The 15,570-nt window shown below is 56.5% G+C and carries 17 protein-coding genes; 10 read left to right on the top strand and 7 right to left on the bottom strand.

The genetic code is table 11. The annotated features are described in order from the left end of the window. The first annotated feature begins 3 nt into the window (after positions 1 to 3). Positions 4 to 360, top strand: coding sequence for an Mth938-like domain-containing protein (locus E3E42_RS10565; RefSeq protein ID WP_167904525.1), 357 nt, complete (start codon positions 4 to 6; stop codon positions 358 to 360). On the opposite strand, the gene E3E42_RS10560 is transcribed toward E3E42_RS10565, so the two are convergent. Both E3E42_RS10560 and E3E42_RS10555 read right to left on the bottom strand, forming a co-directional pair. Then, the gene (locus E3E42_RS10560) at positions 350 to 1,813 is read right to left on the bottom strand and encodes a hypothetical protein (protein WP_167904524.1); all 1,464 of its coding nucleotides are present in this window, start codon (positions 1,811 to 1,813) and stop codon (positions 350 to 352) included. The genes E3E42_RS10565 and E3E42_RS10560 overlap by 11 nt on opposite strands. 9 nt (positions 1,814 to 1,822) lie before the next feature. Further along, entirely contained in the window at positions 1,823 to 2,584 is a 762-nt protein-coding gene (locus tag E3E42_RS10555; RefSeq protein WP_167904523.1) for an ABC transporter ATP-binding protein, read from the bottom strand. A gap of 171 nt (positions 2,585 to 2,755) precedes the next feature. Between E3E42_RS10555 and E3E42_RS10550 the strand changes: the two genes are divergently transcribed. Continuing rightward, positions 2,756 to 5,332 (top strand): hypothetical protein, encoded by a 2,577-nt coding sequence (locus E3E42_RS10550; protein ID WP_167904522.1) that lies wholly within the window; start codon positions 2,756 to 2,758, stop codon positions 5,330 to 5,332. A 5-nt stretch (positions 5,333 to 5,337) separates the two neighbouring features. Here E3E42_RS10550 and E3E42_RS10545 read toward each other — a convergent pair whose 3' ends face one another. Beyond that, complete coding sequence (locus E3E42_RS10545) at positions 5,338 to 6,015, bottom strand: TIGR00289 family protein (protein WP_167904591.1); 678 nt, start codon at positions 6,013 to 6,015, stop codon at positions 5,338 to 5,340. Between the two features lie 93 nt (positions 6,016 to 6,108). Here E3E42_RS10545 and E3E42_RS10540 point away from each other — a divergent pair, with 93 nt between their 5' ends. From E3E42_RS10540 to E3E42_RS10515, 6 genes are all read left to right on the top strand, one after another. Next, positions 6,109 to 7,407 (top strand): bifunctional L-myo-inositol-1-phosphate cytidylyltransferase/CDP-L-myo-inositol myo-inositolphosphotransferase, encoded by a 1,299-nt coding sequence (locus tag E3E42_RS10540; RefSeq protein WP_167904590.1) that lies wholly within the window; start codon positions 6,109 to 6,111, stop codon positions 7,405 to 7,407. 41 nt (positions 7,408 to 7,448) lie between these two features. Beyond that, entirely contained in the window at positions 7,449 to 8,597 is a 1,149-nt protein-coding gene (locus tag E3E42_RS10535) for an inositol-3-phosphate synthase (protein ID WP_167904521.1), read from the top strand. A 67-nt stretch (positions 8,598 to 8,664) separates the two neighbouring features. Beyond that, entirely contained in the window at positions 8,665 to 9,267 is a 603-nt protein-coding gene (locus E3E42_RS10530; RefSeq protein WP_167904520.1) for a DUF4443 domain-containing protein, read from the top strand. Positions 9,268 to 9,271: 4 nt separating this feature from the next. Continuing rightward, positions 9,272 to 9,919: an orotidine-5'-phosphate decarboxylase gene (gene pyrF / locus E3E42_RS10525; protein WP_167904519.1), complete on the top strand. Its 648-nt coding sequence runs from the start codon at positions 9,272 to 9,274 to the stop codon at positions 9,917 to 9,919. Positions 9,920 to 9,921: 2 nt separating this feature from the next. After that, positions 9,922 to 10,440 (top strand): RNA-binding protein, encoded by a 519-nt coding sequence (locus tag E3E42_RS10520; protein ID WP_167904518.1) that lies wholly within the window; start codon positions 9,922 to 9,924, stop codon positions 10,438 to 10,440. A gap of 1 nt (position 10,441) precedes the next feature. Then, positions 10,442 to 10,900: an adenylyltransferase/cytidyltransferase family protein gene (locus E3E42_RS10515; RefSeq protein WP_167904517.1), complete on the top strand. Its 459-nt coding sequence runs from the start codon at positions 10,442 to 10,444 to the stop codon at positions 10,898 to 10,900. Between the two features lie 133 nt (positions 10,901 to 11,033). Here the strand turns inward: E3E42_RS10515 and E3E42_RS10510 are convergent, their stop codons facing one another. The 4 genes from E3E42_RS10510 to E3E42_RS10495 all read right to left on the bottom strand — a co-directional run bounded on the left by E3E42_RS10510 (position 11,034) and on the right by E3E42_RS10495 (position 13,681). Further along, the gene (locus E3E42_RS10510; RefSeq protein WP_206206104.1) at positions 11,034 to 11,378 is read right to left on the bottom strand and encodes a CopG family transcriptional regulator; all 345 of its coding nucleotides are present in this window, start codon (positions 11,376 to 11,378) and stop codon (positions 11,034 to 11,036) included. After that, positions 11,365 to 12,135 (bottom strand): ParA family protein, encoded by a 771-nt coding sequence (locus E3E42_RS10505; RefSeq protein WP_058938729.1) that lies wholly within the window; start codon positions 12,133 to 12,135, stop codon positions 11,365 to 11,367. Before E3E42_RS10505 ends, E3E42_RS10510 begins: the two co-directional genes overlap by 14 nt. Before the next feature lie 35 nt (positions 12,136 to 12,170). Continuing rightward, complete coding sequence (gene ftsZ, locus E3E42_RS10500) at positions 12,171 to 13,424, bottom strand: cell division protein FtsZ (RefSeq protein WP_167904515.1); 1,254 nt, start codon at positions 13,422 to 13,424, stop codon at positions 12,171 to 12,173. A 65-nt stretch (positions 13,425 to 13,489) separates the two neighbouring features. Continuing rightward, the gene (locus E3E42_RS10495) at positions 13,490 to 13,681 is read right to left on the bottom strand and encodes a ribbon-helix-helix domain-containing protein (protein ID WP_058938727.1); all 192 of its coding nucleotides are present in this window, start codon (positions 13,679 to 13,681) and stop codon (positions 13,490 to 13,492) included. 208 nt (positions 13,682 to 13,889) lie between these two features. On the opposite strand from E3E42_RS10495, the gene cgi121 reads away from it, so the two are divergent. Together cgi121 and E3E42_RS10485 are read left to right on the top strand one after the other, a co-directional pair. Continuing rightward, on the top strand, positions 13,890 to 14,297 hold the full coding sequence (cgi121, locus tag E3E42_RS10490) for a KEOPS complex subunit Cgi121 (protein WP_167904514.1): 408 nt from the start codon (positions 13,890 to 13,892) through the stop codon (positions 14,295 to 14,297). 85 nt (positions 14,298 to 14,382) lie between these two features. Next, positions 14,383 to 15,561, top strand: coding sequence for a pyridoxal phosphate-dependent aminotransferase (locus E3E42_RS10485; RefSeq protein ID WP_167904513.1), 1,179 nt, complete (start codon positions 14,383 to 14,385; stop codon positions 15,559 to 15,561). Positions 15,562 to 15,570 lie beyond the last annotated feature (9 nt).

The following is a 15,570-nucleotide window of genomic DNA, read 5'->3' as shown; positions in this document are numbered from 1 at the left end:
GTCATGAGGGTCGGGTTTCCGGAATTCGGCAGGATAGTCGTGGACGGGAAGGTTTACGAAGGCGACATCGTGATCTATCCGAGCGGAAAAATCGAGGAGCGCAAGAAATGGCTCAGCAAGAACAAGCACGGCACGAGCCATAAGCTCGACCCGGATGAGCTGAGGGAGTACCTCACGGAGGACTTCAACGTTCTGCTCGTCGGCACCGGTGCCTGGGGAAAGCTCTCCCTTCTACCGGAAAGCAGGGAGCTGGTGGCGAACAAAGAGGTCATCGAAAAGCCGACCGGCGAGGCGGTGGAGCTCTTCAACGGGCTCTGGGGAAAAAGGAAAGTCCTTGCGATATTCCACGTCACCTGCTGACGGCCCTCTGAATGAGGGCGAAACCTATGGCCGCCACCGCCAGCGCGTAGGGGTAGCCAAGGAAGTACCAGAGGCCGGCGATTGCTCCGAGGGTAACCCCGTTGATTATCATCAGCACCAGGACGTGGCCGAAGTTCGTCTCAGGCACTGACAGCTCGCTTTCGCCGCGGTAGAAGAAGGCCAGGGCTACCGAAGAGGTTAGCAGGGGAAGGAGAACCGCCGCCGGAAGAAGGATGATGCTTCTAACATCGATGTATGAGACCGCAAGGACGAGGGCCAGGCCAGTCGTGACCGGAACGGCGTTCATCACCAGGAGCTTCGCCCGAACGAACTGACCAACGGTTATTGGAAGGCTACGCAGGAACTCAAACTCCTGACCATCTATTTTGAGAACCGTGTCAATGCCCACAGAGCTCATCCAGGCTATCATGAGTAGAACAGAGGCAACGGCCCACTCTCCAACCGTCCCGGAGGTCAGAATGCCAACGGCGCTCGGAAGTATTATGAAGAGCGGAAAGATGAGGCCGACTAAGAGGGCGCTCTTCCGGAAGACTATCCTCAGGTCCTTCAGGGCGAGCGCTATTACCGGGTGATGGGTTTCGGCCCTGAAGCGGACGGCTCTGGTGTGGGAAATCACGTTCCCCTCTTCAAGCTTACCCCAGAGCCGCCCGAGGAGGAAGAGATAGAGCGGGACGAGAACCGCGAGGTAACCGAGGAGGAGAATGGTGGAGTGGAGCGGATCCGTTATCGAGGCAACGGAGAATGGATAGGCCAGGGAGTACTTTGAGAAGAAGGGCAGAATGTCCTCGTAGTGCTCGTTTACATACCGCTGAACGTAGTTGAGGGCGTAGAAGATGCCGATGAAGAGGATAACTCCCAGGGTTCTGGCGAGGGTTCTGAGCTTCGAGAACCCCCCGCCGACGCTGGCGGAGCCGAAGAAGGTGAAGACCACCAGCCCCAGGACGTGGCCGAGGAAGGCGCCAGTGAGAACCCACAGGAGGCCGAGCAGGCCGGTGCTTCCGTACTTCACCATCATCATGATGGCTGCGGGAATGAGGGCCATGACCGCGGGGACGTTGTCTATCGAGAGGAGAACGCTGAGGTACGTCGAGCCAGTTTCTATGGGCAGGGGTTTGAGAGGCTCGAAAATCCCCATCGAAACCGCGTAGGAGGCATTCACCGTCGTCGTGTAGAGGGCCATTACAAAGGGGAGCAGGGCGTAGGCCGCGAATATCACCGCCGCCCGGGTTTCGTCCTCGGCTCCGACAATAGCCCCCGCCATCATGACGCCAAAGAAGAGGAACGCGACCGATTGGAGAGCTATACCCCGCTTTATATCCCCCGCGTTCCTGAGCTGCTTCCTGAACTTCTCGGGGTCTCCCGCTACCTGCGGGTTGGTCTTCAGGCGCCGGTAGTGGAGTTCCTTGTAGAGGATTCGGACTATCTCAAACATACTCCCACCCTAAAGGGCATCCTTAAGCGCCCGCACTATTCCAGCAACCTCGTCCTGGCTCTCGGTGAGCTTGAGGAAAACGTCCTCCAGGCTCTCCTCGTGGGCAAACTCCTTAAGCTGTTCAACCGTGCCCTCGGCGATTATCTCGCCGTTGTAGATGACCCCAACGCGGTCGCATATCGTCTCCGCCAGCGCAAGAACGTGAGTGGAGAAGACAATGCTCCTGCCCTCCTCCCTGAACTGGAGGAGGAGCTCCCTGAGGATGCGGGCACTCTTGGGATCGAGGCCATTCATCGCCTCGTCGAGGATGAGAACCCCCGGATCGTGGATCATTCCAGCTATGAGGGAAACCTTCTGCTTCGTTCCAAAGCTGAGCGAACCTATCATCTCGCCGAGGTACTTTTCTATCCCAAATGCCCTCACGAATGTTTCAACGCGCTCCTGGAGTTCTTCCCTCGGAATCCCCCTCACGCTCCCCACGAAGTTGAAGAACTCAACCGGTGTGAGGCTCTCGTAGAGAACCGGCGTTTCCGGAACGTAGCCGGTTATCCTCCTGACCTCAACGGGGTTCTCGCCCACGTCGATGCCCCCAACGACGACGCGCCCGGAGGTAGGCCGCAGTATACCCGCCAGAATCTTCATCGTCGTGCTCTTCCCGCTCCCGTTCGGGCCGAGGAGACCGTAAATCTCGCCGTCGGCAACCGTGAAGGTTATTCCTTTAACGGCCATCGTCGAGCCGAAGCTCCTGGTGAGGTTCTCGACCTCGATCATTCTACCACCGGATGTGATAATAATCCGCGCTTAATAAATTTTGTCCCCTGAATGACTCTTCATTGAAGAAACTCTTAAATAAAATGAGGAACATAATTGAATAAAATCCAAACCTCCGCATGGGCCTCAATTTCTTTTCTTGCCCAGGGGTTTGGGTTTGGAGGTGCATGTATGAAGAGAGCCCCGAGGATTCTGGTTCTTGTTTTACTGAGCGCGTTAGTCATCATTGGCGGGTGCATTGGAAACACCCCTTCACCCACAGGAACAAGCTCCCAAACCGGCGAGAACACCCGGGAAGGAGGGATAAGCGAGAGCTCGACAACAGAGAGCCCCGGAACAGAGACCCAGAGGACGGCCGAGACGGCGACCCAGACGGAAACCCAAACTCAAACGGAGACCGGAACATCAACGGAAACGCCCTCCAACGAGAGCCTCCAGTTCGACGAGGACGGCAACGTCGTCTGCGATGAGAACTCCGACCCTGACCTCGGATGCGAGGCCGGTGAGAGGAACGAAAACGGGACGGGTATTGGCTTCCCGATCCTCAACGTCAACCTAACGCCCGCGATAATCCCTGTTTACAGGCTGAACCTCAATCTGACCTACGCCGGCCCGCTGACGGGCATGGCGAGCGAGCCCAACGGCGAGATAGTGGAGTGGGTCTCGATACTGACCTCGTCCCGCGAGTCGGGGAAGAACGTTGCCTTCACGATAAAGTTCGAGAGCGAGGGGCTGGCAAGGGAATACGTTCATATCAAAGAGCTGAGGGACCTCCAGGGAAGGGTGATAGCGTCCTACAAGCCTACAATCCTGAAGTTCGACACCGGTGAGGAGTTTGGCGAGAGATGGGAGCTTCACCTCTACCTGGGAAGCTTCACACTCTACAACGTTACCGGAGGCGGCCTCGCCGAGGTCCAAAAGGGGAGCGTCGAACTAGATGGCTCCATCGTGAGGTTCACCGTCGAGAACTTCTCGGAGATATTCCCCGACACCGTCTTCATGCGCATAGAGGGCAACCCAGAGGATCCGAAGACCAGTCCGAGATTCAGCTACCCTGAGACCGGGAAGTTCATCATAAAAGCAAACCTGGGGAGGATTGACTACTACGCCCCGGCCTACTACGGCGACGCCAAGAGCGGCGTAGCTTTGTACGCCGAGGTTCTCGGCGATGACGTGAAGTTCAGGCTCCAGTTCAAGGACGAGGAAACGTATGAGGACTTCATACCCGGCGACATGTTCATAGACAGCACCGACAACGGCGAGTTCGACTGGTACGCGGAGATAGGGTCGAGCCACTTCCAGCTCAAGGACAGCTCCGGGAGCGTTTACCGCGAGGGGGACGTCATCCGCGGGGAAACTCAACTCGGCCCCTACGTGGAGTTCACGGTCGAGAACCTCTTCTCCATAATCCCGTGGAGGGAGTTCCGGTTCTGGTTCTCCAACCCCGTCCTAGAAAACCGCTTCCCGGCCGAGGGGAACCTCTGGTTCAACGCCACCAGTGGGCTGAGCATAGAGGAGGACGTTGATAGGTACATCGTTGTTGTGGTCGAGGACGTCTACATCAAGGGCAACAAGGACGAGGCCGAGGGGGAGATAAGCCTCGTCTCGTGGGCCTACGGCACGAACTACTACGAGAACCTCAATAAAATCGAGTACAGTCCCATCTACGTCTTCGGCTACCCGCTCAGGCTCTGGATCGAGGCAGAAGACCACAGCAGGCTTCTATACCACGACAGGAACGCGGCAAGGCCGGACTGGCCCTTCACAAACGGCTACCCTGTCCTGGCGATGCCCCTCGACGAAGCTAAGAAGTACCAGGAGATATTCGTCAAGACGACCGGCTGGGACAACGACGACCTCGGAACGTACGTCAAGCTCGGCGCCGGCTTCCTCCTCGATGCCGCGATAGGCCTTGCGACGGGCGAGATATCGAGCCTCGTCGAGCACGGCTACACAGGGGTGATGCTCCTCCACCAGCTGGAGACCGGCGAGAGCGCCAGCTACTTCTGGGGCGAGGCTTTGGCCAACCTCTTCGGCGCACCGCCGGACAGGGTGGGCTACGACACGATATCCTTCGACCCGAGGAGGGACTACAGCGACGGCTACCTCGTCAGGTCGGTCTCGAAGGACGGCAACATGGTGGTCACCTACATCATCTACGAGGTCGACCTTCCAAGGGCGGCGCGCTACGCGAGGCTCGAACTGTCAGCCGATGGACTGCTCTTCACGAAGGACACCGAGTGGGGCGACGACGAGTACTACGCCTTCTTCAGGGCCTCCACCGGTTTCACTCCCGGAAATGCCGAGATCGATGACGCCCTCATAGGGGAGATCACGACGATGGTTCCAGAGGGAGTGGCCTACGCCTATCCAAAGCTCGACAGGAGTAGCGGAACGGTGGGCTTCTCGGTGGGGGACTTCTCCGACGGCAAGCTCGACCACGGGGTCATAAACGGGAACACCGTTAAGATAATCCCCTTCGGGCTCACCCTGGTCAATTTGAGCAGCATAAGGACGCCCTTCGTCTACGTCGAGTACGACGGCTGGGAGGAGGATTCCGGTAACTGGGGCAACGACGACGACCCGATGGGGACGTTCGGCATAACGCTCCTCCTCGACGGCGGGAACTTCCACTGGGATCCGTTCTCGGGAATTCCGAGAAGATCCTGGGGAGGGAAGGACTTCGACGTCTGCGGCGTCTCAGGTGGCTGTTCCACGGTGTACATGAGCGCCTACATAGGGCCCTGAGGCCCTCAACCTTTTCTTTCAAGGTGTGCCCTCTTCACCTCAAGAACCCCGGAATACTCCCACTCGCTCCACTTCTTCTCGACCTCGTCGAAAACTATCCTCGCCCTGAAGAAGGGAGCATCTCTGACGAAGGTCTCGAACTCGCCGCCCTCGCCAGCGACGTGGATTTTATACCTCTCGTGGAGCTTTACCAGCTCACCTAAGGCATTCTCGTCTATCCTCCGTCCGAGCCAGCTCTCGTCCAGGCCGTATGCTGAAACCCCGACCATCACGATGTCGAAAATCCCCACCAGCTCGCGCATATAATCTATTGGATCGCGGTGCCAGGCCGGAGCGAAGCTCTCAAGCCCGAGCTCCTCCGCCACCCGATCAACGCGCCTTTTCTGGTACTCACTCGCCAGAGCTCCAGCAACGACTCCATCTATCTTCAGCCCCTCAAGGACGGCCTTCATGTCCTCTACCTCTCTCTCCTTCTCGCCGCTCGTGAAGCCCTTGACGAGGGGAATCCCTATGGCCCTCGCCTGGAGCTCGGTGAGGTGGATGTTCGGCACGTGGTACATGTAGCTGTCATCGCGCTCGCTGACCATCGAGACGAGGTATTTCACCTCAAAGCCCTGCCTCAGCGCCCAGTAGAGGGCGTAGTTGGAATCTTTACCGCCCGAATAGAGCACCGCGACGCGCATTTTCACCACCGAAAACTTTAAATCACCTGTGGTTAATTTAATCCCGGTTCTCCCGATTGATGCCACATCGAGGGGCTTAAAAAGGTGATGTCAATGACCCCAGGGACGGCGGTGATTCTAGCGGCTGGCCTCGGCACGAGGATCGGGGGCAGGCCCAAGGGGCTCCTCAAGGTTGCAGGGAGGGAGATTCTATATCGAACGATGGCACTGCTCCAGAAAAACGGCATCAAACACTTCGTAATCGTAACCAACGAGCGCTACGCCCCGCTTTACCGGGAGTTCATTGAAGGGCACGGCTTCAACGCCGAGCTGGTGGTAAACCCCGAGCCGGAGAAGGGCAACGGCCACTCGCTCCACCTGGCCAGAAACCGCGTCTCCGGGCGGTTTGTTCTGGTCATGAGCGACCACGTCTACAGCGAGGTCTTCATCGAGCGCGCTGTAAAGGGAGACGGCCTGATAGCGGACAGGAAACCGGGGTGGATTGACGTTGAAGAGGCCACAAAGGTCAAAATCAGGGACGGCAGGGTCGAGCGAATCGGGAAGGGACTGAAAGAGTGGGACGCAATAGACACGGGCTTCTTCGTCCTCGATGAGGGCATCTTCGAGGTAACTGCCCGGCTTGAGGAAGAGCGGGGCGGTGACTACCCGCTGAGCGAGGTCGTTGAGCGGACGAGGCTGAGGGTGACCTTGGTAGACGGTCTTGGCTGGACCGACGTCGACATGCCCTCGGATCTGAAGAGAGCCAGAAAGATGCTCGTCTTCACAGCGGTGAAGGGAACCGGCGACGGCTTCATCAGCAGGCACATCAACAGGAAGATTTCGACGAGGGTCAGCTACCTCCTCGCCGAGAAGGTCACCCCGAACGAGATGACGGCAGTCACGTTCGCCCTTGGGATTCTCTCGGCCTTTCTAACGCTCGTTAACCTCCCGCTGGCCGGGATACTCTACCAGCTCAGCTCCATCCTCGACGGCGCTGACGGCGAGCTTGCCAGGGCACAGCTGAGGACGAGCAGGTTTGGCGGCTATATCGACTCTCTCCTCGACCGCTACGTTGACGGGGCTTTCCTCGCTCTGCTGGCCTATTCGACTTTAAGGGAGTCCCTCTGGTACCTCGTTGCCCTCCTAGCCCTCCTCGGCTCTGTCATGGTGAGCTACTCGACCGAGAGGTTCAAGGCGGCCTACGGTGAGGACGCCTATAGCTCGATTCCCGCGCTCAGAAAGCTCCCAGGTAAGAGGGACGAGAGAATCTTCCTGACGATGCTCTTCCTTCTGTACCCTGTTGAAGCCTCGGTTAAAGCGCTCTTCCTTCTGCTGGCCGTTCTGACGAATCTGCGGGTGGTGATAACGGCGTATTTAATTTTTAGAAAAGTTTTGCAGCCGAAAACTATTTAACTGTTGTAAAATATCTTAGAGCAACTGAGGAGGTGGAGAAAATGGTGAAGGTTGTCATACTCGGACAGGGCTACGTTGCCAGCATCTTCGCGAGCGGCCTTGAGAAGATAAAGGCCGGAAAGATGGAGCCGTACGGCGTCCCCCTTGCAGATGAGCTTCCAATCAAGATTAAGGATGTTGAGATAGTCGGTTCATACGACGTCGACGCCTCTAAGGTCGGCAAGGATCTCTACGATGTCGTCAAGGCCTACGATCCGGAGGCGCCGGAGAGCCTCAAGGGCATCACCGTCAGGAAGGGAATCCACCTGAGGAGCCTCAGGAACCTTCCGCTCGAGGCCACCGGCCTCGAAGACGAGATGACCCTCAAGGAGGCAGTCGAGCACCTTGTCAGCGAGTGGAAGGAGCTCGGTGCCGAGGTCTTCATAAACGTCTGCACCACCGAGGCCTTCGTTCCCTTCGGAAGCAGGGAGGAGCTTGAGAAGGCCATCGAAGAGGACAACAGGGACAGGCTTACCGCCACGCAGGTTTACGCCTACGCTGTAGCGAAATACGCCAAGGAGGTCGGTGGTGCTGCCTTCGTCAACGCCATACCGACCCTCATAGCCAACGACCCGGCGTTCGTCGAGCTCGCCAGGGAGAGCAACATGGCAATATTCGGCGACGACGGTGCCACCGGCGCAACCCCGCTCACCGCCGATGTCCTCAGCCATCTCGCCCAGAGGAACCGCTACGTCCTCGACATAGCCCAGTTCAACATCGGCGGAAACAACGACTTCCTGGCCCTCACCGACAAGGAGAGGAACAAGAGCAAGGAGTTCACCAAGAGCTCGGTTGTCAAGGAGCTTCTCGGCTACGACGCTCCGCACTACATCAAGCCCACCGGCTTCCTCGAGCCCCTCGGCGACAAGAAGTTCATCGCCATGCACATCGAGTACGTCAGCTTCAACGGCGCCCACGACGAGCTCGTTATAACCGGCAGGATAAACGACAGCCCTGCTCTGGCCGGCCTGCTCGTTGACCTCGCCAGGCTCGGCAAGATAGCGGTCGAGAAGAAGGCCTTTGGAGCGGTCTACGAGGTCAACGCCTTCTACATGAAGAACCCGGGACCGAAGGAGAAGGGCAACATACCGCGCATCATCGCCCACGAGAAGATGAGGATCTGGGCGGGTCTGGAGCCGAGATGGCTCTGAGACCTTCCAACTTTCTCTAACAAACCTTTTAATCCCCTCTCGCCATATTATTCTTGGAGGGAAAAAGATGAGCTGGAAGAGGGGAGCCTATCCTGAGTTCACGCTTGAGGATGCCGTTGCGGTTCTGTTCATGCTCCGGAACCCGACCGGGAGGAAGGCCGTATCCGAAGTTCTTGAGCTGGGTGAGGGCAGCGTCAGGACGCTTCTGAAGAAGCTCGGGAACCTTGAGGTCATAGCATCAACCCAGCGCGGCCACTCGCTCAACGAGAGAGGAATGGAGCTTCTTGAGGGGATTTCCAGGCATTTCTCAGAAGTCCGCCGTATAGGGGAGATTGAGGGCTACCCCGCATTCGCACTGACCGTGAGAGAGCCGGGGGAGTTCAAGAGCATCGAGCTCAGGGACGAGGCGATACGGTTCTTCGCAAAGGGTGCGATGATACTGGTAGTGAGGAACGGGGAGCCGGTCTTTCCGGAGGACGGAAGACCGCTGGGCGAGACCATGCCCGAGCTGGCGGAGAGGGTTAAGGAAGCGTTCAAGCTGGAGGACGGCGAGCTGGTGGTAATCACGTGGGCGGAGAAGGAAGCGAACGCCATGAAAAGCGCCTACCACGTGGCACTCTCCCTGAAGGAAGAGGTTCTTCCGGAGGAGATAAAGTCCCTCGTGAGGTGACGAAATGAGCGGGAGTGAAGACCGCAAACTAATCCTGGCCCTTGACGTGTACGAACGCGAGAGGGCGCTTGAGATAGCCGAGTGCACCTCCGATTACCTGTGGGCGGTGAAGGTTAACTGGCCGCTGATAGTCGGCTCGGGGTTGAGCATCATCACCGAACTCAAGCAGGTTACGGGGCTGCCGATAATAGCGGACCTCAAACTGGCCGACATCCCAAACACCAACCGGCTGATAGCGAGCAAAGTTTTCGAGGCCGGTGCCGACTACATCATAGCCCACGGCTTCCCCGGGAGCGATAGCGTTGGGGCCGTCATGGAGCTTGGGAAGACCATAATAGTTGTCGAGATGAGTCATCCGGGCGCGAAGGAGTTCATCCAGCCGGTCACAGACAAACTCATCGAACTGGCCAACGAACTTGAGCCCTTCGGCGTCATAGCTCCCGCCACCAGGCCCGAGCGCGTTTCGTACATACGCTCGAAGCTGAAGCCGGGAATCAAAATCCTCACCCCCGGCGTCGGTGCCCAGGGTGGCAGGGCGGGTGAGGTTTTAAAGGCAGGGGCGGACTACATAATAGTCGGTCGCTCAATCTACGCGAGCGAGAACCCGAGGGAAAGCGCCAGAATTCTGTACGAGGAGACGTTGGGGGTGTGAAGATGGAGCTGAAGGTCAAGCACCCGCTCAGCAAGAAGGAAGTGAAGGAGATAATCAGGGAGATGAGCGAGACTTTCGGCGAGGAGATAGCGGGGAAGATGTTGCACAAGAAGGACCGCGTCGAGGTGGCTGAGTTCGACAAGACAACCGAGATACTCCTCGTGAACGGGAAGCCATTCTTCATAAGAAGGAGGGGACTCATCTTCCCGCTGGTTATAGCACTCTACGGGCTATCCAACGAGGAGGACCTGAGGGCGTGGCCCAGGCGCGTCGTGGTCGATGCCGGCGCCGTCCCGTTTGTCCTCAAGGGTGCAGACGTCATGGCCGCGGGGATAACGGACGCCGACGAGAGCATCAGGGAGGGCGATTTCGTCTTCGTGGTCGAGGAGGACTACGGAAGGCCCCTCGCAATAGGCATAGCTCTGATGGACGGAAGGGCTATGAAGGAAAAACCCAAGGGGAAGGCAGTGAAGAACATTCACCACGCCAAGGACAGGATCTGGGAACTGACGGTGGGTTGATATGGACGGGGAAACGGAGGAGAGGAAAAGAATTCGCGTCCTCGTCGGCGGGGTTTTTGATCTCCTGCACATCGGCCATATTCACTTTTTGAGGCAGGCCAAGGCCCTGGGGGACGAACTGGTGGTTATAGTTGCCCACGACGAAACGGTGAGAAAACGGAAGCGCAGGGACCCCGTGAACACGGCGGAGGACAGGGCGGAGCTGTTGAGGGCTATAAAGTACGTGGACGAGGTTTACATCGGCTCCCCCGGAGGTATAGATTACGGGCTGGTGCGCAGGATAGACCCGGACATCGTCGCGATAGGCCCTGACCAGGACTTCAACTGCGAGCGCCTTAAGGATGCTCTGAGGAACCATGGAATAGAAGCGGAGGTCATACGGATCCCCTACCTCTACAGGAGCGACAGGGCGAAGACGAGCAAAATAATTCAGAGGATAGTGGAGGCGTACTGCGACTGATTTCAGGGTGTTATTCCAGAGTCTGATTCGAGCGGATTATTCCATGGTTGCCGCTCGATGTCCATCCACCGGGAGTTGGGGCATGATTTGATCGGGCTTATTCAACGGGTGAATCTAGGCATCTGGGTTAACGTTAAAGTTTGAACCTGCCAAGGTAATCCCGAAGGAACTCCGGGTCTTCCCTCCTCACGGCGCTCAGAAGCTCCTCGAACTTCTTCTCGCCCAGTGCCATTCTAAGGTAGTAGTAGAGGTTCACCGCATCTTCCACGATTATGCTCTGCCTCCTCCCCTCCTCTCCGTACAGCTCAATGAGCTTCCGGTTCATGTCCCTGCTTATGTAGAGGGTCTTCTGCATCTTTTCTTTCTTCATGTCCTTGGATTTCACAGCGCCCTTCTCATCCTTCTTCCTCGGCCTGGAAGGCCTCGTGAGCTCGTTAACGGAACCGTCGAAAAGCTTGGGAATTTTATCCTTCGACAAGCTCAACCACCTCACGGGCAAGCTTTGAAAAGGCCTTTGCGGCCCTTCCATCACCCTCGAACTCGAATATGCTAACCCCCTGGCTCTGAGCCTTCTCCAGGGCTATGGCCTTCGGGATGGTCGTCAGAATCGGGGCATCCGGGTAGGTCTCCTTGAGTTCCTTGAGGCGCATCTTTGGAACCTTCGTTTGACGCGTGAACTTGTTGGGAACCAGGCCGAGGAGTTTAAGGTTCTCGTTGGTTTCCTGACGTATCATACGCATCAAATTGAACATCAGCTGCATTCCTATGACGCCAAAATAGCTGAGCTCCAGAGGTATGAGCACGTAATCTGAGGCCGTCAGGGAGTTGACCAGGAAGATGCCCATGCTCGGCGGGTTGTCAATGAGAACGTAGTCGTAGTCCGGCAGAACAGGAAGGAGGGCCTTTTCAAGCCGCCTCTCACGGTTGTAGGTGTTGATGATCTCAATCTCCTTGGCCGAGAGATTCAGGTGGCTGGGTACCAGATGGAGGTTCTCCCGGACTTCCACTATGGTATTGTCGATGTCGCTCTCCCTCGTCATCAGCGTCCCCACGTTGCTGTCACCGTGCTGAAGGACGTCCATGCCTATAAGACCAAAAGTGAGGTTAAACTGGGGGTCTATGTCCACCACAAGAACCCTTCTGCCCATCGAAGAGAGAGCGTAGGCGAGGTTCATCGTCAGGGTGGTCTTTCCGACCCCGCCCTTCTGATTGGCTACGCTAATAACCACTGCCATAGAACCACCTGTGCCGGGATGATAAGGGAAGAAATTCAGGCAATATCCAGGAAGTCGTCGAGAACCCTCTTCGCGTAGGGTGGAAGCTCCCTCTCCTTCTTCTCAGGTCTGCCCGATATCATGTTGAGTATTCTGTCGAAATCACCCTCTTTGGACTTGAACGGCTTGACCGGCTGTGTGGTGATTATGTTGTCCTTCATCGATGAGCCGACCTGGAGGGCGTGCTCGCCGCCCAGGATGTGCGGGCTTTTAACGCCGGTCATGATGACCATCGCCCTTACCACTTTACCCATGTCCTCGTCTATCCTAGCACCCCACTTAATCTCACTCTTCTCGCCGAGCTTCTCGTAGACAATGTTCATTGCGTCGTTTATCTCGCCGAGGCTCACATCGGGGCCGACGGTGAAGTGAACCAGTGCCCTGTCACCGCTACCGTACTCAACCTCGAGCATCTTGTTCTCAAGGGCGTTCTTGACCGCATCGACCGCCCTGTTGCTTGAATCGCTCTCCCCGATTCCTATCAAGGCCGCACCGCCGTTGTGCATGACGCTGTAGACGTCGGCGAAGTCGATGTTGACCATGGACGGGAGCTTTATGGTCTCGGTGATGCCCTTGACCATTCTGGCTATTATCTCGTCGGCGAAGCGGAAGGCGGCGTTTATCGGGAGTTTCGGAACGAGTTTGAGGAGCTTGTCGTTCTCGATTATGATGACGGTGTCGGAGTAGTACATGAGGGCCTTTATACCAGCCTTGGCCTTCTCAATCCTGATCTTGCCCTCGTTCTTGAACGGGTAGGTTACAACGCTGACGACGAGCGGTTCCCTAAAGCGACCGTTGTGCCTGGCACGCTCCTTTATGACCTTCGCAACAACCGGAGCAGCGCCCGTACCGGTGCCGTTACCCATACCAGCGGTTATGAACACAAGATCGGCGTCACCTATGGTCTCGGCAATCTCATGGGCGCTCGCCTCGGCGGCGCGGTAGCCAACCTCGGGGTTTCCACCGGAACCCTTACCCTGGGTTATCTCCTTGCCGAGGAGAAGCTTCTTATGGGCTTTCGTCCTGGCAAGGTGCTGGGCGTCAGTGTTCATGGCTATGAGCTCCGCGCCCTGGACGCCAAGTTCGTAGAGTCTGGTTATCGTATTGTTTCCAGAACCGCCAACACCGACGATGACGATCTTTATGAGATCCTCCAGGTTCTCGTCGGAGAACCCATCAACCTGCGCTGCTCTCGGCCCATCGTCCAGATCGAGTTTTATTCCGGCCTGTTCTAAGAGTTTAAATACCATCGCCCCAACCCCCAATTTAGGTTTGACTATTGCATGATTTTGATTTTAACATTGATTTTAGCGGCTTATTTCAGGATGTACTCAGGCGTTGAGCGTTCTCCCGTCTCAAGCTGATAAAGCTCCTTCTTCAAAAGCTCGCGGATGGCCTCTCTGATTATCTCACTCCTGTTGGGATAGACTCCCTTTCTAACGAGCTGATCCATGGCGTTGATCAGTCCCTGGGGGAGCTGTACACTGATGATACGCATTTTGGTCATCCCTGCACCACCCAGTTCAGCAAGCCGCTGGGATAAATAGGGATTTAATTAGTTAAATACTTTGCGCTTACTTAATATTATCATGATAATATGATTTTCAAAAAATTTTTTGAAAATCGTAGATTTACGAAAAATTCGTAAATAACCACATAGGGCGGCTCAGAAAGGGTTTTAACGTCGAAGAATCCACCGGGGATGGGGTGGCCCGATGAAAGAAATAACGGAAAATCTCCACATCACGAAAATATTCGTCAAAAATGCCGGGGAACTCATACCCTTGATAGGCGGTGACTTTCAGATAGTGGTCGGTGAATGCTGGGAAGAGGTAGCGTTTGCGGCGCTTCTAGCGCTCCGTTCATTTGAGAGGGGCACCAACCATGCCAGAACCCTCGGCGGCGAGCTCCTCCTCCGCCTCGCCGGAACACTCCAGATAAAGGATGCAATAGCAAAGCACGGCGCCAGGGATGGAGAGAATTATCTGGTGGTCTTTGGAAGCCGCAATAGGGCAGGGGGGATTCTTGCGGAGCTGAACCTGGAGGAGCTGCCCATGACCGACTGCGAGGCAGAAAAATCGAAAAGATTTTTTGAAAAGGCGGCTCTCGTTGAAGTTTTGTAGGCAGCCAATGGCCATTCACGTGCTTTATGGTGGATAGGTTTATAAAATCCCTCCCTCATTCCCGACTGCCTGAGGTGATGTCCTCATGAGATATAAAAAACGCAAATACTTCCTCGCTGGCAGGATAAACCTCATTCAGCGCTCAAAGATCAGGGAGCTCTTCGAAAAGGCAAAGAAGATGGAAAACGTTATCTCCCTAGGAATAGGAGAGCCGGATTTTGACACCCCCGACGTCATAAAGGAGGCCGCGAAGAGGGCGATAGACGAGGGATACACCCACTACACCCCCAACGCGGGCATCCCCGAGTTCCGTGAAGCGATAGCCGAGTACTACAAGACCCACTACAAGGTTGATATCTCCCCCAATGATATAATCGTCACCGCGGGTGCCTACGAGGCCACCTACCTCGCGTTCCAGACCCTTCTGGAGCAGGACGATGACGTTATCATCCCAGACCCGGCCTTCGTCTGCTATGTTGAGGACGCAAAGATCGCCGAGGCCGGCATCCTGAGGATACCCCTCCGCGAGGAGAACGAGTTCCAGATCGACCCCGATGAGCTTGTTGAGGCTATAACCAAGAGAACGAGAATGCTCGTTATCAACTATCCAAACAACCCCACCGGTGCAGTTCTTAAAAAGAAGACGGTGAAGGCCATAGCGGACATAGCGGAGGATTACAACCTCTACATCCTGAGCGACGAGCCCTACGAGCACTTCCTGTACGAGGGGGCGAAGCACTACCCGATGATAAAGTACGCCCCGGACAACACGATTCTGGCGAACAGCTTCTCCAAGACCTTTGCCATGACCGGCTGGCGCCTCGGCTTCACCATAGCACCCACCCAGGTTATCAGGGACATGATAAAGCTCCACGCCTACGTCATTGGAAACGTCACGTCCTTCATTCAGATAGCAGGAATCACCGCCCTCCGCGACAAGCGCAGCTGGGAGGCTCTCGAGGCCATGCGCCGGACCTACGCGGAGAGGAGGAAGCTGGTTCTCCACCACCTCAGCAGGATGCCCCACATCACTCCGTTCAGGCCGAAGGGCGCCTTCTACCTCTGGGCCAAGATAGACCCCGAACTTGGAATGAGCAGCGAGGATTTCGCGGAGTGGCTCCTCGAGAACGCCGGCGTTGTCGTCATACCCGGAACAGCCTTCGGCAAGGCCGGAGAGGGCTGGATAAGGATAAGCTACGCCACAAAGAAGAGCCAGCTCACAGAGGCAATGGAGAGAATGAACGAGGCACTTTCAAAGCTTTGAGGGAGGCGC

Origin of the sequence: Thermococcus sp. JdF3 (assembly GCF_012027495.1) — an archaeon.
Taxonomy (GTDB): domain Archaea; phylum Methanobacteriota_B; class Thermococci; order Thermococcales; family Thermococcaceae; genus Thermococcus.
This window is presented reverse-complemented; position numbering and strand designations above follow the sequence as displayed.